The sequence below is a fragment of the Brucella pseudogrignonensis genome (assembly GCF_032190615.1).
GTDB lineage: Bacteria > Pseudomonadota > Alphaproteobacteria > Rhizobiales > Rhizobiaceae > Brucella > Brucella pseudogrignonensis_B.
Map to the genome: position 1 here is coordinate 1,769,970 of NZ_JAVLAT010000001.1, position 21,334 is coordinate 1,791,303.

The window sequence follows — 21,334 nt, forward strand, 5'->3', positions numbered from 1 at the left end:
CCTTGCTCCTCAAATACGATGCCGAAAAGACAGAAGCTGGCTTACCGGATGTGTCGCATTTGCAATGATTGAGAGCGGGGTGATGATTCGCCGTCCGTTCTTGTGCATTTTCTGGTGAACAGGCCCCGCTCCGCCGTCAGACCGGGACCCTATTTCAATGCGCTGACCCCGCTGCCGGGGGCAGCCTTGGCTATTCGCCGCCACCCAGAGAGTGGACGAAGATGGCAAGCTGCTTGACGGTTGCGTCGCCGAGGCGTGCTTCCCATGCAGGCATCACGCCATGTTTTGGACGTGCAACCTGCTTCGCAATGGCGTCTTCGCCCGATCCATAGAACCAGATGGCATCGGTCAGGTTCGGAGCGCCGAATTCCCGCAGGCCTTTGGCATCAGCGCCATGGCAGACCGCGCAGTTTTCAGCGAAAACCTGCTTGCCAGCCGGGATCATGTCCGGGTTGTGCGGGGTGCCGGAAAGGCTGACGACATAGGCCGCAACGTCACGAATCTGTTCCGGTTCAAGCACATCGACAAAGGCTGGCATTTCAGACACGCGGGTTTCATCGTCGGCTGTATAGCGAACACCATGGCGAATGGTCGTCAGGATGTCATCAACCGAACCACCCCATAGCCAGTCATCGTCATTGAGGTTTGGATAGCCCGGAGCGCCCTGTGCGCCGGTGCCATGACACTGCACACAGTTGACGCGGAAAGCTGCTGCCCCGCCTGCAATTGCATATTGGCGCAGGTTTTCATCCGCGATGATCTCATGCACGTCTTTGGCATTGATCTGGTCCATAATGCCCTGACGCTCAGCGGCGATCTGGGCATTTTCTTTCCAGAAATCACCACGGCTCGACCATTCGGTGAGACCTGCTGTCGAGCTTGAGATCAGTGGCCAGGCTGGATATGCGATCACATAGGCAATCGCCCAGACGATAGTGGCATAGAAGGTCCACAGCCACCAGCGCGGCATGGGATTGTCGAGTTCCTTGATCCCGTCCCACTCATGGCCGGTGGTTTCGACGCCACTGACTTCATCGATCTGGACTTCATCAATCTTTTTGTCAGTCATTTTTGTCGTCCTTGAATGGAATCTCCTTCGCTTCATCGGCTTTCTTTTTACTTCCCGGGCGGAAAGCAAAAATCACCACGAAGACAAAGAACAGAGCCATTGCGAGCAGGCCCCAACTATCGGCGAAAGTGCGCAGGGTATTGTAATCCATGGCTGTTACTCCGCTTTATCGTGCTTTGGGGGACTGGTCGTAGGTCGAGAAGTCGACGAGCGTGCCGAGCATCTGGAGATAGGCGATCAGAGCGTCCATCTCGGAAATGACCTGCGGATTGCCGTCAAAGTCGCCAACTTTTGCCTTGGGGTAACGTTCGAGAAGGGCTGTTGTATCGGCGTCTGGCTCGGCCTGCGCTTTCAGATCAGCAAGCGCGTTATCGACCATCTCCTGCGTGTAAGGCACGCCAACAGCAACGTTGGCTTTGAGATTGGCCGAAATATCGCTGATCTTCAGCGGGTTGTTCAGCAGGAAGCCGTAATTCGGCATGACCGATTCAGGCACCACGTCACGCGGACGCACCAGATGCTGCACATGCCATTCGTTCGAATAGCGACCACCGACGCGCGCAAGGTCTGGCCCTGTGCGTTTCGAGCCCCACTGGAACGAATGGTCATACATGGATTCCGCCGCCAGGGAGTAATGACCATAACGCTCCACTTCGTCGCGGAACGGACGGATCATCTGGCTGTGGCAGAGATAGCAGCCTTCACGCACATAGATGTCGCGGCCCGCCAGTTCCAGCGGTGAATAGGGACGCATCCCTTCCACCTTCTCAATGGTATTTTCGAGATAGAACAGCGGTGCGATTTCCACGATGCCGCCCACAGTCACAACAGCCAGCGAGGCGATCAGCAACAGTGTTGCGTTTTTCTCCAGTTTGGAGTGGTTTTTCAGAAAAGACATCAATCACACTCCTTATTTCGCTGGCTGCATGGTTGCGTCAATCACGGGCTGCGCACCGCCCATAGGGGCTTCCTTGCGCAGGTTTCCGCGAATGGTCTGATAGACGTTCCAGGCCATAACCAGCCCACCGGCGAGGTAGAGCACACCGCCCAGCGTACGGATGACGTAGTAAGGGAACATGGCAGCTACGGTTTCGACGAACGAGTAAACGAGGAAGCCTTGGCTGTCATATTCGCGCCACATCAGACCCTGCTGGATACCGGCAACCCACATGGCGGCTGCGTAGAGCACGATGCCGAGGGTTGCGAGCCAGAAGTGCCAGTTGACCATGCGGATTGAATAGAGGCGTTCGCGGTTCCACAGCTTCGGTGTCAGATAATAGACCGCAGCAAAGGTGATCATGCCGTTCCACCCAAGCGCACCGGCATGAACGTGACCAATGGTCCAGTCGGTATAGTGCGAGAGCGAGTTAACAGCCTTGATCGACAGCATCGGACCTTCAAAGGTTGCCATGCCGTAGAAGGCGATAGCAGCAACCATCAGACGGATGATCGGATCGGTACGAACCTTGTCCCAGGCGCCCGAGAGCGTCATCAGACCGTTGATCATGCCACCCCAAGAAGGCATCCAGAGCATGATCGAGAACACCATGCCGAGCGTCTGCGCCCAATCGGGAACAGCCGTATAATGCAGGTGGTGCGGACCAGCCCAGATGTAGAGGAAGATGATCGACCAGAAGTGCACGATTGACAGACGATACGAATAGATCGGGCGGTTCGCCTGCTTTGGCACGAAATAATACATCATGGCGAGGAAGGGCACGGTCAGGAAGAACGCCACAGCGTTATGACCATACCACCACTGCGTCACCGCATCCTGAACGCCTGCGAAAGCCGAATAGCTCTTCACGCCAAGGAACGAAACCGGGATCGCCAGATTGTTGACGATGTGCAACATGGCGATTGTGATGATGAATGACAGATAGAACCAGTTCGCAACATAGATGTGCGGTTCTTTGCGTTTGAGCACGGTGCCAAGGAAAACAGCCAGATAAGCGACCCAGACGATGGTCAGCCAGATGTCGACATACCATTCCGGCTCAGCATATTCGCGCGATTGTGTGATACCGAGCAGATAGCCGGTTGCAGCCATTACGATGAAGAGGTTGTAGCCCCAGAACACGAACCATGCGAGATCGCCGCCAAAGAGGCGTGCGCGGCACGTGCGCTGCACGACGTAAAAGCTTGATGCAAGCAGGATGTTGCCGCCAAATGCAAACACAACGCCCGATGTGTGCAAGGGACGCAGGCGACCGAAGTTGAGATATGGCTCAAAGTTCAAGTCCGGAAAGGCGAGCTGTGCTGCGATCAACACACCGACCAGAAAGCCAACGACACCCCAAAACACGGTCGCAATAACGCCGTAGCGGATTGGCCCGTCCATATATGTCGACTGATCGACTTTCTTGGACTTGAGGCTGTAATCTGCATTGCGCATCAGCAGAATGGTGAAAATGGCGAGTACGGCGAACAGAATCCACATATGGATTCTGAACAACTCATCATGAGAAAGTCCGGCCAGAAGCACAGCAAAAAGTGCTCCCAGACCAGACAGGACTGTTCCAGCGGCGTAGTTCATGTAATCCCCTCGCAGCAAAGTCAGAAGCTGTCCCCAAAAAGACAACTATAGCGATAGGGTCTCTATCGGCTCTTTGTGCGGGAGCGTCATTGATCTAAATCAAACACCGCTAATCGGGCCTGCGACGAATTGGGAGTTTGGGGAAATTAGTGCTGTTCAGTTTCTGCCACGAGAGCACGTCCAGAAAAGTATGAAACGGGTTCTGAATCAGATGCGTTCTAAATGGATCAGAATATCCACTTTGCCGATCCTATAACCTTCGGGTGGCGCAGGCAGTGGACCAACCCCAATGTCGCCGTGTGCGATATCGATAATCTGCTCCTGATCCGCAATATAAAAATGCGCATGATCTCCGGTATCGGTGTCGAAATAGGTGCGCTCACCATGAATGCAGATTTTGCGGATCAGGCCCGCATCTGCAAACTGATTGAGCGTGTTGTAAACGGTCGCAACCGATAGTTTTTCGCCAAGCAACAGAGCTTCCACGTTCAACATATCTGGCGTCACGTGCCGGTGCTTGTTTGTAAAAAGCATAGAACCGAGTGCAATACGCTGACGGGTCGGGCGTAACCCGACCCGTCTTAAAATTGCTTTGACTGCCAATGCCTGCTGCTTGCCAGAACGGGGAGTAGATTTTGACAAGAGCTGTGGGGCTTGTGGCCCGACATAAGGGTTGAGAAGCATGGACAGTCTCGGCTTGCTTGCTGAAAAGTTATGTCTGAAATACCGTAAATTATATTGACCTTAATTGCAAATAGTTTGCAATTGCATATTACAGCCAGCGCATTTTCCGTCAACCCGCAAGATCTAGGGGTTAAATTGCGGCCTGTGCGGGGATAATGACCATGGCCCGCAAGCCGCCTTCCGGGCGGTTCTGAAGGGCGACTTCACCGCCCATGCGGGTTGCGGCCATTTTGACGATAGCAAGGCCAAGGCCGCTCCCGTTTTTGCTTCTGTTTGCGCCGCGATAAAAGCGCTCGGTCACATGCGCCATTTCTTCAGGCGGAATGCCGGGGCCATCATCTTCCACTGTAAACACAAGCTGATCGTCCGTCTGTTCCAGGCTGCACCGCACGGATCCGCCCTCAGGCGAATGGTTGACGGCATTTTCGATCAGATTGCGCATGGCAAGCGTGAAGAGATGCGGATAGTGCATCGTGACAAGCGGCAGATTGTCGGGCAATTCGATCTTCACGCCCCGATGGGCTGCAAGCATGCGCATGTCAGTCGTAATCGAGACAAGCAGCTGGCACGCAGGCTCCGGTGCGGGTGGCTCGATCTCGTCGCCGGTCTCGAGCGCTGCAAGATCGAGCAACTGGTTGACGAGGCGGCTCGTCCGATCAACACCTGCAGCAATATGGCGGACTGCATGCATGCGCATGGCGTCGTCTTTGGCGCCTTCGGCGATTTGCGCCTGTGTTTTCAGGCCAGCAAGCGGTGTCTTGAGTTCATGTGCGGCAAAAATTGCGAAATTGCGCTCACGCTCGCGCGCCTCTTCAACCCGATGGAACAGATCATTCAAAGCCGAAACCACCGGGCTTATTTCGGAGGGTAACTTCTCTTCCGAAAGTGGTCGCAAATCCCGCGCATCGCGTTTTGATAATGTGCCCGCAAGATTGCTTAACGGATTAAGGCCCCGTCGCACGCAAAGCCAGATCAGGATGGCGAGAATCGGCAGCAGCAACAGCGCGGGCAGTACCACACCCGTCACCACATTTTGCACAAGCCGCTCGCGTACAGAAAGACTGTCGGCCACCATGACACGCAAACCGAGCTGCGTGTTCTCAACCGCAAAAACCCGCCAGCGATCACCCGCAACAACCGTATCTGAAAAGCCATTGGCAACATTGGTCAGCCGAACGCCCGGAGCACTTTCAGACCGCCCCACCAGCCGACCGTCAATCGCCCATATCTGACAGAAAAGCTGTCGGTCATAGAGTGGGAAATCGGGCAAAGGCTTGAGAGAGAGTTGCCCGCCATTGCCGTCGGGTCCCATGGCAACCCGTCGTTCGGTCAACATAGAGTTGACCATACGGGCTGCTTCCATCAGTCGTGCATCCAGTACTTTTTCCAGTTTGGATTCAGTGCTCAGGTGAATCCAGATCACGGCAAACACCCAGACAAGGCAGGTGACGCCGATCAATATGCCCGTCAGGCGGCTGCGAATGGAATTCATGTCTGTGCTCCGCCGAGCCTGTAGCCGACACCACGCACGGTCTCAATAAAGCTTGAGCCAAGCTTGGACCGCAGGTGATGAATATGCACCTCGACCGCGTTGCTTTCGACTTCTTCCTGCCACCCATACAGCGCTTCTTCAAGCGAAGCCTTGGAAACAGTTGCCGTCGGACGCTCCATCAAGCTGCGCAATATTGAAAACTCGCGACGGGTGAGACGGAGGGGCTCGCCCCTCAACAATACCGACATTTCAGCCGGATCAAGCGCCACACCCTGCCATTCAAGCGTGGCACTGGCACGCCCGTTGCCACGCCGGGCAATGGCACGAACGCGCGCCGCAAGTTCATGCAGATCAAACGGCTTGCCGACATAATCATCAGCCCCGGCATCAAGTCCCGCAATGCGTTCCGGCACTTGATCGCGTGCGGTCAGCAGCAGAACGGGCGTATCATCTCGCGCCTGACGCATGGCTTTCAGGATGTCTAGACCGGAACCATCCGGCAGCATCAGATCAAGCACAACAGCATTGTAATTCTGGGTTGAAAGGGCGGCTTCGGCATCGCCGCAGTTTGCGACAGCATCCACGGTGAAGCCAGCCAATCCCAGCCCCACGGAGAGCCCGTCAAGCAGGATTGCATCGTCTTCAACCACCAGAATGCGCATGTTGGTTCCTGCTTTCACCGTGTTTTATTGGTAGTTGAGCTTCTCGCTTCGTCAGCTTAAGGCTGCCTTAAGCTGGCAACAGCATTTGCTTTTTGCAACCTAATTCATTTTCGAGAATCAGATTATCCAAATGCGCTTTCTCGCGATACTCGTCGCTTTTATTTTAGTCGTCCTCTCCCCTGCGCTGGCTGCAAATCCGCTGCCGGTCGATGATGCCTTTCGTTTAAGTGTTGCGAAGGATAGCGACAACCGGCTTCTGCTGAACTGGCAGATTGCAGATGGTTATTATCTCTATCGCGATCATATCGAAGCAAAAGATGCCAAAGGCGCGGCGCTCGCCGTTGATACGCAGCCGGGCATCGCGAAAGATGATCCGAATTTCGGACGGCTCGAAGTCTATTACACACGCACGAGTGCCAGTGTTGCGCTGGGTGACGAACCTATTGAGCTGACCTATCAGGGATGTCAGGAAGACGGTATCTGCTATCGTCCTGAAACCCGGACCATTGATCCGGTAACGCTCGCGATCAGCTATCAGATGGGCAAAGCCTTTACGGATGGTTCGGTATTTACGGCGGCATCTGCGCCAATGGCCCAGAGCAAAGCTTTCGTGCTTGCCCCCGAGAAAGGCATGATCGACAATCTTCGCGATCAGGGCGGCTCCGCACTGGTGATTGCGGCCTTCCTTGCTTTCGGTGTGCTCTTGGCTTTTACGCCATGTGTGTTTCCAATCTATCCGATTGTTGCGGGAACATTGGCCCGGGAAGGTGAAAAACTGAACGCCCGACGCGGCTTTGTCCTTTCCAGTATATATGTTTTCAGCCTCGCGCTTGGGTTTGCTGTGGTCGGTGCAATTGCAGGCTGGTCGGGCCAGAATCTGCAAATGGTGCTGCAATCCAAATGGATGGCGCTGGCATTGGCTGGCATCTTCACATTGCTGGCTTTGTCGATGTTCGGCCTGTTCCAGCTACAGCTCCCATCGTCATGGGTCAGTGCAATCTCGGCTAAAACCGGCAAAGGCACTGGAAATAAGCGCACCGGCTCCAAGCGCTCGGCTGCAATCCTCGGCTTTTCTTCGGTTCTGATTGTCGGGCCATGCGTGACCGCACCTTTGGCTGGTGCGCTGCTTTATATTGCACAGACGGCCAATGTTGCACTCGGAGCCAGTGCGCTGTTTGCGCTCGGCATCGGCAAAGGTCTGCCATTGATTGCTTTTGCGACATTGGGGGCTGGCACTCTGCCGCGGGCGGGCGCATGGATGGAAGCCGTCAAACAGGTGTTTGGCTTTGGCTTCCTCGCCACCGCCATTTTCATGGCATCACCTTTGTTGCCAGCGGGTGTGGATATGGTCTTATGGGCCTTGCTGCTATTCGGGCTGGCAAGTTTTGCTTTTCTCAAAATCCCGCATCGCAACCTTGTCGCCCGCACGTTTGGAACGGCTGCGTTTGTCTATGGCGTCATTCTGATGGTTGGTGTTGCGTCCGGCGGTCGCGATCCGTTGCAACCGCTGGCAGCATTCGCTAATCGTGATGTTAACCATAATTCCGCGGCGTTGCGATTCGCGCCGGTTGAAACGGTTTCTGCCCTTCAGGAAAAGCTGGACGCGGCGCACGGCGATAAGCCGACGCTGGTCTATTTCACGGCAGACTGGTGCGTGAGTTGCTCCGCTGTGGAGCGGCGCGTGTTGCCGGATGCAGGCGTGAAGAAAGCGCTTGGTGGATATCAGCTCATCAAAGCGGATGTCTCAGACCTTAACGCGGGCAATGCCGATCTGATGGCGAAGCTCAAAGTGGCAGGTCCGCCGACCATGATTTTCTTCAACAATGCCAGCGAGGAACCTGAAGGTACACGATTGGTTGGCGATGTTTCGTCCGCAACAATTGAGCGTTCTGTTGAGCTTCTGAATACCACACAGAAGCAGGGCGCGCTCTGAATTCAATACGGCTTGGGCAAAGTAGGGTTGGGGAAATTGACGACACATTATCAAAAAGAAAAGGCGGCACGGTCTCTGGTGCGGCTGGTTTTTATCAGCCTTCTGCCATTTGCAGTAGCGGCCTGCTCGACAACCCAGGACAGGCCTGTTGTTGTTAACATGCCCGAACCCGTGGTCATAGCACCGGAGCCAGCGGTGGTTGCACCTGTCTTGCCAGAGCCGGAAGTTCAGACGGCAAAGAGCGAATATGAAGTGATGTATGGTGCTGTTACCGACGGCGGCAATCACATTGCAGCACTTGATCTGAGTAAAATTGCCGAACGCAATCTGCGCAAACAGGTCGATTACCCGACCAGCCATCCGGTCGGCACGATCATTGTCGACCCCTATAAACGCTATCTTTATCTCGTGCAGCCCGGTGGCAAGGCCATGCGCTATTCCGTTGGCGTGGGCCGTGCTGGTCTGACCTTCAGCGGCGAGGCACAGGTTGCCTATAAGGCGCAATGGCCACGCTGGACTCCAACGCAGAACATGATCAAGCGCAATCCTGATCATTACGCAAAATACGCCAATGGTCTGGAAGGCGGCATTCGCAATCCGCTTGGTGCGCGTGCGCTTTATCTTTATCGCGACGGCAAGGACACGCTTTATCGCATTCACGGCACCAACGAACCCTGGTCAATCGGCAAGGCCGCTTCGTCGGGCTGTATTCGTCTTTTCAATCAGGACATTCTCGATCTGCATAAGCGTGTTTCCCCCGGAAGCCGCGTTGTTGTCCTGAGCAAGTCTCAATCCGGTCAAGGAGAAAGCTAATGATGAACCGCCGCCAGATGCTCGCTACAACCGTAGCCGGAGCCGCAACACTTGCATTGTCTGGCGGCGCGAGCTTCGCCCAGCGCGCGCCGAGCGTCGCGGAAGTCCTTTATGATACGGAAATCCCGGTACTCGGCAATCCGAAAGGCGATGTGACAATTGTTGAGTATTTCGATTATCAGTGCCCTTATTGCAAAAAGGGCCATGCTGAACTGATGCGCGTTGTCGAGAAAGACGGCAATGTGCGTCTGGTGTTGAAAGACTGGATCATTTTTGGTGACAATTCGGCCTATCCGGCACGTCTGGTGCTGGCGGCAGAAAAGTCGGGAAATTACCTTAAGGCTATGGAAGCCATGATGCAGACGCCGGGACGTCTGACCAAGGAGCAGACCGATGCGGCTTTGAGAAAGGCTGGCCTTGATCCCCAAAAACTTGAAGCCGACTATAAGGCTGATGCAGCCCGGATTGACGGGATTCTTGCCCGAAACATGGAGCAGGGCGAAGCTTTCAATTTCAGTGGAACACCGTCCTTCGTTATCGGCACCCGGCTTTACGGCGGCGTCATGAAGGAGCAGAATCTGATCGACGCAATTAAAGAAGCGCGTAAGTCATAATTTGAAAGCAAGCGGCGGAGTGTTGTTTCTCTTGTCAGGAAATAGCTTTCCTTCATAGTAAGAAGGGAAACGGACATGGACCTGATGACATTGACCCACAGCACAGATGAAAGCCGTTGGCAAAAGGTGCTTTCGCGTGACAAAGCCTCTGACGGAGAGTTTGTCTATGCTGTACGCACGACGGGCGTTTATTGTCGCCCTTCGTGCCCATCGCGGCGTGGAAAACGCGAAAATGTTCAGTTCTTTACGGCAGCGGAAGATGCAGAGCGAGCAGGCTTTCGCCCCTGTATGCGGTGTAAACCGCATGTTGATGCAACGCTTGAGACACAAAACACTGCGCGTTATGCCGACATGGTGTCCGTGGCCTGCCGTTTTATCGAAGATGCAGATGAGGCGCCTGCACTTGAAGACATCGCGCGGGTCGCAGGGGCAAGTCCGGCACATTTCCATCGCATTTTCAAAAGCTTCACCGGTTTGACACCCAAAGCCTATGCCGATGCCCATCGTGCCGGAAAAATGCGCGCAGTCCTGCAGGAAAATAGCCGTGTGACGGACGCGATTTATGAAGCGGGTTATAATTCTTCCAGCCGCTTCTATGAAGCTTCCAATAAAATTCTTGGGATGAAGCCCAGAAATTTCAAGTCGGGCGGAGAAAACGAAACCATCCGCTTTGCCATTGGCCAATCCACACTTGGCGCTGTTCTGGTTGCGATGAGTGGCAAGGGTGTCTGTGCCATACTGATGGGCGATGATCCGCAGGCGCTGATCATCGATTTGGAAAAGAGATTTCCGAAAGCTGACCTTGTCGGAGCGGACCGCGCCTTCGAGGATCATGTTGCGCATGTGATCGGCTTTGTCGAACATCCAGGGATCGGATTGGAGCTGCCGCTTGATTTGCGGGGCACAGCTTTTCAACAGCGTGTTTGGCAAGCCCTGCGCGAAATCCCGCTTGGCGAAACTGTGAGCTACAGTGAACTCGCCAGCAAGATCGGCCTGCCAAAATCGACCCGCGCTGTGGCGCAGGCATGTGCTGCCAACAAGATCGCCGTTGCCGTTCCCTGCCATCGTGTTGTGCGCAGTGATGGTGGTCTGTCCGGTTATCGCTGGGGTGTGGAACGCAAGCGTGAACTGCTGGAGAAAGAACGTCAGATTTAAGCGCGAGAATCGCCTTTTGCGACGGAAAAGGGGATAAAAGTGGCGGCAATCTGATGTTGAGAATATGTTTCTGATGGCTATTTTGCGGCAAAAATGTGTCAAAAGAGCCTGCAACGGCATTATGCGGGTTGATGCGATGAAGAGCTGCTATGGCTCGGTTTATGATGTTCAATCGTGGCAACAGATTAAAGGAGATTGAAATGCGCGTGACGATCTATGGCATCAAGGCCTGTGACACGATGAAGAAGGCACGAAGCTGGCTTGAAGATCATGGCATTGATTATGCCTTTCACGACTATAAGAAGGACGGTCTTGATGGAGCAACAATCGACCGTTTTCTCAAAGACATAGAGTGGGAAAGGCTGCTCAATCGCTCTGGCACTACCTTCCGCAAATTGCCCGAAGAAGAGCGGCAGAATATTGATGCTACCAAGGCGCGCGCACTGATGCTGGCGCAGCCTTCCATGGTCAAACGCCCTGTTCTCGATAAGGACGGCAGGCTGACGGTTGGTTTCAAGCCGGATCAGTATGAAGATTTTTTCAAAGCTTAACTTATTGAAAGCCCGCCATAAATTGTATCTCTGATTATGACGGATAACAGGGCAGGCCATTCATGCATCAGCGGATAAACAGGGTTTTTCAGCAATGGTCGGCCAGTTGGCGCGATGCGCTGATTGCCTCCATCGGCGGTGGCGTGGCCTGGCTTATCTGTCAATGGATGCTCGGGCAGCCACGTCCGGTTTTTGCGATGGTAACGGCGGTAATCTGCCTGGCCCCTAATCTGCCCAATCATGGAAAACAAGCGATCGGGGTGATCGCGGGTGTCACGACCGGCGTCATTGTGGGCGAATTATCGCTGTTCGTCCCGGATACGATTATTGTTTTGCATATGAGTGTCGTCACCTGCATCGCCATGGTGATCGCGACGACTTTTGGTCTCGCGCCTGCCATCGCTATCCAGTCCGGCGTCTCTGCCATTCTTGTTTTGGCCATGGGGCCGCAAGTCGCTGGAATGACACGGTTAATTGATGTTCTGGTGGGGGCGGGTGTCGGGCTTTTGTTCAGCCAGATATTGGTGACGCCTGATCCGGTCAGGCTTATTGATCGTGCTGTTCGCGGGCTCGTGGATAATATCCTCAAAGGTCTCAAACAATCGGCAATCGCGCTGGAGAAACAGGATGTTGCGCATGCCCAAAGCGCCATCAACCAGTTCACCAACGCGCAACGTGCGGTCAACGCGCTCGGTGACGGTATTGCGCTTGCCCGCTCCAATGCACGCTGGTCGTTACGCGGCAGGCTTGTCGCAAGCGAAATCAGCGAAATGGCCGGCCGCTATGATCGCCGCGGCATTCGCCTTTATGCGTCCGCATTGCTGTTTGGCGAAGCTCTTGGTAATGCGTTGCGCAAGAAAGAAGCTGCGCCGCCGGAGTGGATAATACAATCATTGCAAATGGTTATCCATAATTGCGATCTCGGTGAAGGCGAGGGGCCAGAGCGTTTGCTGCCGATCCCACAAGACATCGATTTCAGCTGGCGCGATACGGCTTTTCGCTTGCAATCGGTCAATGAAACACTGTTGCATTTCCTCCATTCCGCTCAGCCGGACAGCGTGCCGTTGCGTACACCGATGCCAGAAAGTTGAACTGAATTTCTGTGATCGTTCGTATCAGAAAAATTCAATTGTCCGCTGGAAAGCGAGGCGTATTTTCCGCTCCATGAACACGATACTTCCCAATACATACCCGCAAAAATATGCCCTTCGCTATGCCCTTGGCGGCTTTTTCGCCATGATTGCGGTGATGGGAATTGGCCGTTTTATCTACACGCCGATCCTGCCGAGCATGATGGTGGATGTGGGTTTTAATGCGGCCGATGCAGGCTTTATCGCGTCTGCCAATTATGTGGGCTATCTGCTGGGAGCGATAGTTGCCGGCTATGGCTGGTCAGCGGGAATTGAACGCGCAAGTGTCCTGACTGGTTTGATTATCAGTGCCGTTCTTTGTGGGCTGATGGCAATTGTCGACGGTGTTGGGCTTTTCTCAATCATTCGTTTTGCAGCCGGATTTATCAGTGCTGTGACGATGATCTTGGCCACTGCAATTGTGTTAAGCCATATCACGAAGGCGGAAAAGCAAGGGTTGTCGGCACTGCATTTTGGCGGCGTAGGCGCTGGTATCGCGCTTTCTGCCATCATGGTCGCGGCGGTCCGCTTTCTTGGCTTCGACTGGCGCATCGATTGGATTGGTGCTGCTTTTTTAACTGCAATTCTGGCGGTTTGCGTGGTCTTTCTGGTTAAAGAAGGCCCAATAGGCGGAACCAATGGCAAACGCGAACCCGCTTTGGTAAAGAGTTTTGCTTTCAATGCTATTTCAATAGCTTATGGCATTTTCGGCTTTGGTTATGTCATCACCGCAACCTTCATTATCGCGATTGTCCGCGCCAATGAGGGCGGGGGGATGATGGAGGCAGGCGTGTGGGTGCTGACTGGGCTCTGCGCCGCGCCTTCGATCTGGTTGTGGTCGCCTGTTATCCGCAAATTCAGTCTGTTTTCTGCTTTCGCGATGACGGCTTTCATCGAAGCGGCGGGTGTCGCTGCAAGCGTACTGATAGCATCGCCTTGGGGGCCGTTGATTGGCGGTGTATTGCTGGGCCTGACCTTTATGGCACTGACGGCATTCGGGCTTCAGGCTGCACGTATGCTCGCCCCGCAATCACCAAAACGCGCATTGGCCCGCATGACAGTTTGTTTCAGTATCGGGCAGATTGCCGGACCGCTGGTTGCGGGTTTCATGGCGCAGCACTTTGGCTCGTTTACGCTTGCCAGCCTTGTCGCAGCCTTTGCTTTGGTTGTCACAGGCGTGATCGGTCTTGCCGCCGGGAAAGGTGCCAAGTGACGGGAAACCTTACAATTATTTAACTGGCAAATATGAGGGATCAGGAGTTAGTTGACGGAAACTGAGTATTCCCGGATATGCGACGATGTTCATTTCCTTCTTCCCGCGCCCCAAGCTTTTCTTCTCATCCGTGCTTTTGTGGAGTCTTCTGGCTATTCTGGGCTGGTATGAAGGGGGAGCGCACCTCGGTCATCTGATAGGGCTTCCACCGGCTGCTGCAGATGCCGCACCGATTATTGGTGCGCGCATTTTCTGGTCTGCACCTTTTGTGTGGTTCTATATCTATTTCGCCGTGATGGTTTTTGCGTTTTACGCTTTCTGGTCATGGTTTTCACCGCATCAATGGCAGCGCTGGTCAATATTGGGTTCAGGTCTCATCCTGTTCACGACCTATTTTAGTGTTCAGGTCAGCGTCGCCGTGAATACCTGGTATGGGCCGTTTTATGACATGGTTCAGAAGGGGCTAAGCACACCGGGAGCCGTGTCGGCGGCGGACTTTTATTGGGGAGCATTGGATTTTGCCGGGATTGCTTTTATGGCAATCTTTATTGGTGTGTTGAGCATGTTTTTTGTCAGCCACTACATCTTTCGTTGGCGCACCGCGATGAACAGCTACTACATGCTCCACTGGCAAAAACTTCGGCATATTGAAGGTGCTGCGCAGCGTGTTCAGGAAGATACAATGCGTTTCTCCACAACGCTGGAGCAGCTCGGTGTCAGCCTCGTAAAATCGGTTATGACTCTGATTGCCTTTTTGCCGATTCTTTTCACGTTCTCTGAGACGGTCAACGAACTGCCGATTATTGGCGTTATTCCCCATGCACTGGTTTGGGCCGCTATTGGTTGGGCGTTGTTTGGTACCGGCTTTCTGGCGCTGGTGGGCGTGAAACTACCGGGGCTGGAATTCAACAACCAGCGTGTGGAAGCGGCTTATCGAAAAGAACTGGTCTATGGTGAAGACCATGCGGATCGTGCAGAACCTGCAACGATGCGCGAGTTGTTTTCAAATGTGCGCCACAATTATTTCCGGCTTTATTTCCACTATGTCTATTTTAACGTTGCCCGCATTTTTTATTTGCAGGCGGATAATATCTTCCCGCTTCTGCTGCTGATACCATCGATTGTGGCAGGCAAGCTGACATTGGGTCTGATGAGCCAGATAACAAATGTTTTTGAGCAGGTGCGCGGATCGTTCCAGTATCTCGTCAATTCATGGACGACAATTATTGAGCTTCTGTCAATCTATAAGCGTCTGCGTGGTTTCGAAGCAGTTATTCATGGTGAACCGTTACCGACGCTCGATCAAGAAAACCTTGGCCTGACGTCATAATGCCTGCGATTTGCTTTCGGGCGGGTTGCCGCCCGGAGCACCAATGCTGTTGAGATAATCATTATAGGTTGTGCATTTGACATCTTGCTTGTTGCAGACTTCTGAAACAAGTCGCTCCATTGCCCGCCAGTAAGCGCCGTCATTCATCAGCACAAAGTGAAAGCCAAGCTGGAGCGGGACGCGCTCGCCATTATATTGTTTGTCGAACGCGGCACGGAATGCCTTATAGGTGCGTTCCTCAAACTGTGCAGCCTGTGCTGGCGCTTCCTTACCCTTGGAGTGGCGGACATAAAGGTTGTAATCCATCCCAATGATAGGCCGTTGTGATGGTCCTTCAGGAATAAGCGGCAGTCCAAAAGATGCAAATGCGCCATCGATCTTTGGCACTTCTGGCCCGCGTGCAATGGATGATGCCTGATAACGGAATCCTTCCGATTTCAGCGCATCCTGCACAGGTTTTGAGGCGGCAAGATAGGGCGCACGAAAGCCATTAATGCCGTGGCGTGCGAGTTCCTGCCAGCCTTCTGGCTCGCCTTCAACGCCGTTATTCTTGTATGCGTCGGCCGTAATGCGACGGAATTCTTTGATTTCTTTATCCCAGTCTGCGGTTGACCAATTGGTGCCGTCAAAATGGCCGCAGCCATGGCTGGCAATTTCATTGCCTTCCAGATGCGCCTGCCAGATATTGCCAAGTCGCGTCACAACTTCATCATGGCTTAAAGCAAAACCGACATTGGATGCACCAGCGCTTTTGCGTGGCGGATGGTAGTCGCGGCGGTTTTTCCTTTCCATCAGGAAGACGCAGGACAGGAAATAGGTGAAATGCGCATTGTTGTTTTTCGCCAGTTCCCGTGAGCGTGTCCAAAGCTTGTTGTCATGCGCACCATCAAAGGAAATCAGCACATATTGCGGCTTGGACGTTTCCGCCTGAACTGGATTTGTGACAAAGGCAAGTGATGCTGAAAGGGCGACAATGGAAGAAAGAACACGCATGGGATGATGAACGCCAGTATGGGGGAAAGGTTGCCTCCATAGCTGTTGAATAAGGCAAAGCTCGGACACAAATACAGATTGTTCGGGTAAGGTGCAGCTTATTTCGCTCTCGGGTCTTACATATGGCGCGAATTCCGATTAAAAGCGCCAGAACATACAGTTTAAGATCAACGGTTTTAAGAGCGCGGCTTATCAATTGCGCTCCACTCAGAGTGGCAGGTCCATGGCAGACGACAGTTTCATCCGCGAGGTAAACGAGGAACTCCGTTCGGAACGGGCGAAACAGGTTTGGAAAAACTTCGGCCCCATTGTGATCGGTGCGGCTGTTGCAATCGTCATCGCTACGGCTGGCTGGGTTGGTTATCAGCACTGGGCTGAAAGCAAAGCGTCGGCTTCGGGCGACAAGTTCCTTGCAGCGCTTGATTTGGCCGCAGCCGGCAAAAATGATGAAGCGATTGCAGCGCTCGACGATCTGGAAAAGACGGGTTACGGTTCTTATCCGGTTCTCGCGCGTCTGCGCTCGGCCTCAGTCTTGGCCGCCAAGGGTGATGCCGCCGCCGCTGTCGCAGCTTTTGACGCGGTTGCAGCCGACAATGCCGTCCCTGCGCCTATGCGCGACATTGCGCGTCTGCGTGCAGCCTATCTGCTGGTTGATTCCGGTTCTTATGATGACGTCGCAAAGCGTGTTGAAACGCTTTCGGCAGATGGCAATCCAATGCGCTCCAGTGCGCGCGAGACGCTTGGTCTTGCTGCCTGGAAGGCAGAGCGTTTTGACGATGCCGTCAAGCTCTATCAGCAGATTGCCAATGATACACTGGCCCCGGCGAATATTCGCCAGCGCGCCAATACAATGCTTGATCTCATGCGCGGCGCTGGTATCACTGTGCCAGAAGCTCAGGGCTGAGCTACACTAATTTCGGAGTAATACGAACCTATGGGTTTCACTCTCGCCATCGTCGGGCGTCCCAATGTCGGCAAGTCCACACTGTTTAATCGCCTCGTCGGCCGCAAGCTGGCGCTGGTCGATGACTTGCCGGGCGTTACGCGCGACCGGCGCATTCATGATGCAAAGCTCTACGATCTGAAGTTTCAGGTTATCGATACGGCTGGTCTGGAAGATGCCGCCAATGACAGTCTGGAAGCGCGTATGCGCGCACAGACCGAGGCCGCCATTCAGGAGGCCGATGCAATCTTGTTTGTGGTCGATGCCAAGGCTGGCATTACGCCAACGGATGCAACATTTGCAGAACTTGTCCGCCGCTCGAACCGTCCTGTCGTTCTGGTTGCCAACAAATCGGAAGCACGGGGCGCGCAGTCGGGTCTTTACGACGCTTTCCAGCTTGGTCTGGGGGAGCCGTGCCCGATTTCTGCAGAACATGGTCAGGGCATGCCCGATCTGCGCGATGCGATTGTCGAACTCCTGGGCGAAGAACGCGTTTTCGCGGATGAACGCGAAGAGGAAGAAGCCGACGAAGTCTTCACACCAAAGGCTGTAGGTGAGCTGATCGGCGACGACATAGAAGATCCGGATGAAGAAGATATTCCGGCTTACGATACAAGTAAGCCGCTGCGCATTGCCATTGTCGGACGTCCGAATGCGGGCAAGTCCACGATGATCAATACGATGCTTGGTGAAGACCGTCTGCTGACTGGACCCGAAGCGGGTATCACACGCGATTCGATTTCCGTTGACTGGGAGTGGCGTGGACGCAAGATCAAGCTCTATGACACTGCTGGCCTGCGTCGCAAATCACGGGTGCAGGAAAAGCTTGAGAAGCTCTCGGTGGCCGATGGCCTGCGCGCCATTCGCTTTGCGGAAGTTGTGATCATCGTTCTCGATGCGACAATCCCGTTTGAAAAGCAGGATTTGCAGATTGCCGATCTGATTATCCGCGAAGGTCGTGCGCCGATCATCGCGTTTAACAAATGGGATCTGATCGAAGATCGTCAGATAGTTTTGGCCGATCTTCATGAAAAGACTGCCCGTCTTTTGCCGCAGGTGCGTGGTATCCGCGCTGTACCGATCTCTGGCGAACGCGGTCAGGGTCTTGACAAGCTGATGGAAAACCTTGTCAAAACCCACGAGATCTGGAACCGCCGTATCTCGACGGGTCGTCTCAACCGCTGGCTTGCTGGCGTGATCGCGCACCAGCCGCCACCGGCTGTTTCTGGTCGCCGCCTGAAGGTCAAATATATGACGCAGGTTAAGACCCGTCCTCCGGGCTTTGTCGTGAACTGTTCGCGCCCGGATGCGATGCCACAATCTTATGTGCGCTATCTGGTCAATGGTCTGCGTGAAACGTTCGACATGCCGGGCGTTCCGATCCGCCTGTCGCTGACGACATCGGAAAATCCGTTCGCGGGTCGTGCAAAGAAGAAGAAATAAGCAAAAGCCCGGTCGCAAAACCGGGCTTTTTATTTGTGACCTCTTTACCCGAAGACGCCACCTTCATCGGCATCGACAGTGATCGACAAGGTCACATGGCGCGGGCGGGTGAGGGCAAACAGAACCGATTCGACGATATCGCGGCTGGTGGCAGCCTCTCCTTTTTCTCGAAGTGCCGAGGCTTCCCAGTTGTCTTCGAGCGGCGAGGCATCTTCCAGATAAGGTGGATGCACGACAATCGACCGCACCGGCGTTCCAGCCAGTTTCTGCCGCAGACCGTCTGCCAGTGCCGCCTGTGCGCGCTTTGCGGCATAGAACGGTACGGAAACGGTCTGCAATGGTGCGTTGGACAGGCCGCTGATCGAGCCGATGGTCACAATATCCGGTCGCGCGGATGCGTTGAGAAGCGGCAGCAGTCCCTGCGTGAACAAAAATGTTCCGGTGACAGCAGCATTGATGACACCCGCAACCTCCGCCTCTGAATAGTCTTCCTGCCGGTCTTCAAGCCACATTGCACCATTGTTGATGAGAATATCGATTGCGGAGGACTTCGCCTTTAGGGTTTCAACTGCTTTGGCGACGCTGGCATTGTCGGCGAGATCGACCTCAACAGTTTCGACCTTTCTTCCGGTATGTTCCGTAATGCTTTGCGCCGTGGCTTCAAGTGCTTTGACGCTGCGTCCGCAAAGCACCACATCGCATCCGGCTTCAGCCAGCGAAAAGGCGAGAGCAGCCCCCAGACCACGTGCAGAACCGGTTATAACTGCGGTTGTGTTTTCAAAGCGGGACATAGAGGCTCCTTTCCAATAATCAATTCTGATTGCCTCTTATTCAAGTTTCTTGCCTTGAGAAACTCTAATCGGTCTGCTACGCCGCCGCCTCCTGAAATTCCCCAATACCAGAGGCAGATTATGACGATAGTGAGCGAGAGCCAGTTCAGCGGTGTCACGATGGGCATCGATTTTGGCACGACAAACACGGTCCTGTCGCTGGCTTCCCCCGATGGTTCGACAGCGGTGCTGAGTGTGCCGAAGGATGGTGTTGATGTTACCGGCTATCGCTCGATTCTCTGCTTCTGGCAAGATCGCGAAACAGGTGAACGCATCACCGAAAGCGGTCCATGGGCGATGGATGCTTTTGTGAATGCGCCGCATTCGACCCGTATGCTGCAATCTTTCAAGACATTCGCGGCGCAGAAATCCTTCACTGACACGCCCGTGTTCGGCAAACGCTTCAAGTTTGAAGATATTCTCGAGACGTTTCTTCAATCGGTCGCAGCACGCCTTGGTGATCGCCTGCCGCCAAAGGGCAATCGGGTTGTCATTGGTCGTCCGGTTATCTTTGCGGGCGCAACACCCGATGAAGCGCTTGCTATGGAGCGCTATGAGAAAGCGTTCCGTACTTTCGGCTTCACCGATATTCACTATGTCTACGAGCCGGTGGCAGCGGCCTATTTCTACGCGCAGGAACTCAAGGCCGAATCGACTGTTCTGGTCGCCGACTTTGGCGGTGGTACGAGCGATTTTTCGATCGTCCGCTTTGATGTTGGTCCAGATGGCTTGAGCTTTACGCCATTAAGCCAGACGGGTCTTGGCATTGCTGGCGATACCTTCGATTATCGCATTATCGATAATGCCGTGTCGCCACTGCTTGGCAAGAATGGCGAATACAAATCCTTCGGCAAGCGCCTGCCGATACCGCGCCATTATTATGCGAACTTCGCACGCTGGAACACGCTGTTCCTGATGAACTCGCCCGCCACCATTCGCGCGCTGACTGATCTCGCGAAGAACGCTGTCGATCCAGAACCCTTGGAACATTTTATCAATTTGATCGAGAATGATTACGGCTATGAGGTTTATCGTGCCGTCTCCAATCTTAAGGTGCGCCTGTCATCAGAGCGTGCAGCCGAGCTGCATTTCAAGGCGGATGATTTCGAGATTCGCTCCGACGTAACCCGCAATGATTTCGACAACTGGATTGCTGATGACGTTGCCAATATTGAACGCTCCGTCGAGCAGGCTGTTGAAAATGCGGAGCTGACTTTCGATGGTATCGATCGCGTATTCCTGACGGGCGGCACCTCTTTCGTACCTGCCATTCGTGCGGCGTTTGAGAAACGTTTCCCTGACGCGATGGTTACAAGTTCGAACCAGTTTGATTCGATTGCCAATGGTCTGGCATTGATTGGTCAGAGCGCAGATATTGAACGCTGGGCCGTGAAAGCGGCTTAGGGTGTGATGATGATGGGGGTGCCATTTGGCACCTTCGACCAGATTTCTCGCATTTCAGCGTTGGTCACGCCGATGCAGCCATCGGTCCAGTCCCACAGATGATGCAAGGGTGCAAGCAGACCCCAGCCATTTGGCAGACCATGGATCATGATATTGCCGCCGGGCGCATATCCGCCAGCATCCGCCGCGCTCTGATCTTCCGCGTTAGGGTAGGAAATATGCAGGCTGAGATGCGCCATTGAGCGCGGATTGCGCCAATCGATCATATAAGCGCCTTCCGGTGTCTTCTGATCACCCTCACGCGCCTTGTGTCCGCCATCGCCATTGCCGCCAAGCGCAATACGATAGGTACCGATGACCTCATCGCCGCGCAGCAATGTCATGCGACGTTCACCCTTATAGACCATGATTGAATCGGCTTGCTGTTCAGCGGGCGCTGCGTCAGGCGGCGCACCAGAGCCTATCCGCGCCATGACTTTGGTATAGCCAAACAGAGCAACAGCAATGATGATGATGGCGAAAAGCACTTTTCTGATCAT

Annotated in this window: 21 protein-coding genes; 11 read left to right on the forward strand and 10 right to left on the reverse strand. The window is 54.1% G+C overall.

Features of this window, described 5'->3' with window-relative positions; all coding sequences use genetic code 11:
- Window positions 1-190: 190 nt before the first annotated feature.
- From ccoP to RI570_RS08525, 7 genes are all read right to left on the reverse strand, one after another.
- Complete coding sequence (gene ccoP / locus RI570_RS08495) at window positions 191-1,069, reverse strand: cytochrome-c oxidase, cbb3-type subunit III (RefSeq protein ID WP_313827982.1); 879 nt, start codon at window positions 1,067-1,069, stop codon at window positions 191-193.
- Entirely contained in the window at window positions 1,062-1,220 is a 159-nt protein-coding gene (locus tag RI570_RS08500) for a cbb3-type cytochrome c oxidase subunit 3 (RefSeq protein WP_140904276.1), read from the reverse strand. Before RI570_RS08500 ends, ccoP begins: the two co-directional genes overlap by 8 nt.
- A 15-nt stretch (window positions 1,221-1,235) precedes the next feature.
- Window positions 1,236-1,967: a cytochrome-c oxidase, cbb3-type subunit II gene (ccoO, locus tag RI570_RS08505; RefSeq protein WP_313827983.1), complete on the reverse strand. Its 732-nt coding sequence runs from the start codon at window positions 1,965-1,967 to the stop codon at window positions 1,236-1,238.
- A gap of 12 nt (window positions 1,968-1,979) precedes the next feature.
- Window positions 1,980-3,605: a cytochrome-c oxidase, cbb3-type subunit I gene (ccoN, locus tag RI570_RS08510; protein ID WP_313827984.1), complete on the reverse strand. Its 1,626-nt coding sequence runs from the start codon at window positions 3,603-3,605 to the stop codon at window positions 1,980-1,982.
- Window positions 3,606-3,812: 207 nt separating this feature from the next.
- Window positions 3,813-4,289 carry an iron response transcriptional regulator IrrA gene (gene irrA, locus RI570_RS08515; RefSeq protein WP_313827985.1) on the reverse strand — a complete coding sequence of 159 codons (477 nt, stop codon included), beginning with the start codon at window positions 4,287-4,289 and terminating at the stop codon, window positions 3,813-3,815.
- Between the two features lie 130 nt (window positions 4,290-4,419).
- A complete protein-coding gene (locus tag RI570_RS08520; RefSeq protein WP_313827986.1) occupies window positions 4,420-5,781 on the reverse strand; it encodes an ATP-binding protein in 1,362 nt (453 codons plus the stop codon).
- Complete coding sequence (locus RI570_RS08525; protein ID WP_313827987.1) at window positions 5,778-6,443, reverse strand: response regulator; 666 nt, start codon at window positions 6,441-6,443, stop codon at window positions 5,778-5,780. The genes RI570_RS08520 and RI570_RS08525 overlap by 4 nt, the downstream gene beginning before the upstream one ends.
- 130 nt (window positions 6,444-6,573) lie before the next feature.
- Here RI570_RS08525 and dsbD point away from each other — a divergent pair, with 130 nt between their 5' ends.
- From dsbD to sbmA, 8 genes are all read left to right on the forward strand, one after another.
- Complete coding sequence (gene dsbD, locus RI570_RS08530) at window positions 6,574-8,376, forward strand: protein-disulfide reductase DsbD (RefSeq protein WP_313827988.1); 1,803 nt, start codon at window positions 6,574-6,576, stop codon at window positions 8,374-8,376.
- Between the two features lie 36 nt (window positions 8,377-8,412).
- Complete coding sequence (locus tag RI570_RS08535) at window positions 8,413-9,189, forward strand: L,D-transpeptidase (RefSeq protein ID WP_313827989.1); 777 nt, start codon at window positions 8,413-8,415, stop codon at window positions 9,187-9,189.
- Window positions 9,189-9,803, forward strand: coding sequence for a DsbA family protein (locus RI570_RS08540; RefSeq protein ID WP_313827991.1), 615 nt, complete (start codon window positions 9,189-9,191; stop codon window positions 9,801-9,803). The genes RI570_RS08535 and RI570_RS08540 overlap by 1 nt, the downstream gene beginning before the upstream one ends.
- Before the next feature lie 75 nt (window positions 9,804-9,878).
- Window positions 9,879-10,958 (forward strand): bifunctional DNA-binding transcriptional regulator/O6-methylguanine-DNA methyltransferase Ada, encoded by a 1,080-nt coding sequence (gene ada, locus RI570_RS08545; protein ID WP_313827992.1) that lies wholly within the window; start codon window positions 9,879-9,881, stop codon window positions 10,956-10,958.
- Window positions 10,959-11,158: 200 nt separating this feature from the next.
- On the forward strand, window positions 11,159-11,509 hold the full coding sequence (locus RI570_RS08550) for an ArsC family reductase (RefSeq protein ID WP_313827993.1): 351 nt from the start codon (window positions 11,159-11,161) through the stop codon (window positions 11,507-11,509).
- A gap of 62 nt (window positions 11,510-11,571) precedes the next feature.
- A complete protein-coding gene (locus tag RI570_RS08555; RefSeq protein WP_313827994.1) occupies window positions 11,572-12,600 on the forward strand; it encodes an FUSC family protein in 1,029 nt (342 codons plus the stop codon).
- 73 nt (window positions 12,601-12,673) lie between these two features.
- Window positions 12,674-13,852, forward strand: coding sequence for a YbfB/YjiJ family MFS transporter (locus tag RI570_RS08560; protein WP_313827995.1), 1,179 nt, complete (start codon window positions 12,674-12,676; stop codon window positions 13,850-13,852).
- 85 nt (window positions 13,853-13,937) lie between these two features.
- On the forward strand, window positions 13,938-15,182 hold the full coding sequence (gene sbmA / locus RI570_RS08565; RefSeq protein ID WP_313827996.1) for a peptide antibiotic transporter SbmA: 1,245 nt from the start codon (window positions 13,938-13,940) through the stop codon (window positions 15,180-15,182).
- Here sbmA and RI570_RS08570 read toward each other — a convergent pair.
- Window positions 15,177-16,175, reverse strand: coding sequence for a polysaccharide deacetylase (locus RI570_RS08570; protein ID WP_313827997.1), 999 nt, complete (start codon window positions 16,173-16,175; stop codon window positions 15,177-15,179). The genes sbmA and RI570_RS08570 overlap by 6 nt on opposite strands.
- Before the next feature lie 223 nt (window positions 16,176-16,398).
- Here RI570_RS08570 and RI570_RS08575 point away from each other — a divergent pair, with 223 nt between their 5' ends.
- Window positions 16,399-17,079, forward strand: coding sequence for a tetratricopeptide repeat protein (locus RI570_RS08575; RefSeq protein ID WP_313827998.1), 681 nt, complete (start codon window positions 16,399-16,401; stop codon window positions 17,077-17,079).
- Between the two features lie 30 nt (window positions 17,080-17,109).
- Window positions 17,110-18,561 (forward strand): ribosome biogenesis GTPase Der, encoded by a 1,452-nt coding sequence (der, locus tag RI570_RS08580; protein ID WP_313827999.1) that lies wholly within the window; start codon window positions 17,110-17,112, stop codon window positions 18,559-18,561.
- Between the two features lie 44 nt (window positions 18,562-18,605).
- Here der and RI570_RS08585 read toward each other — a convergent pair whose 3' ends face one another.
- Window positions 18,606-19,352 carry an SDR family oxidoreductase gene (locus RI570_RS08585; RefSeq protein ID WP_313828000.1) on the reverse strand — a complete coding sequence of 249 codons (747 nt, stop codon included), beginning with the start codon at window positions 19,350-19,352 and terminating at the stop codon, window positions 18,606-18,608.
- Between the two features lie 120 nt (window positions 19,353-19,472).
- On the opposite strand from RI570_RS08585, the gene RI570_RS08590 reads away from it, so the two are divergent.
- Entirely contained in the window at window positions 19,473-20,795 is a 1,323-nt protein-coding gene (locus RI570_RS08590; RefSeq protein ID WP_313828001.1) for an Hsp70 family protein, read from the forward strand.
- On the opposite strand, the gene RI570_RS08595 is transcribed toward RI570_RS08590, so the two are convergent.
- Complete coding sequence (locus RI570_RS08595; RefSeq protein WP_313828002.1) at window positions 20,792-21,334, reverse strand: murein L,D-transpeptidase family protein; 543 nt, start codon at window positions 21,332-21,334, stop codon at window positions 20,792-20,794. The genes RI570_RS08590 and RI570_RS08595 overlap by 4 nt on opposite strands.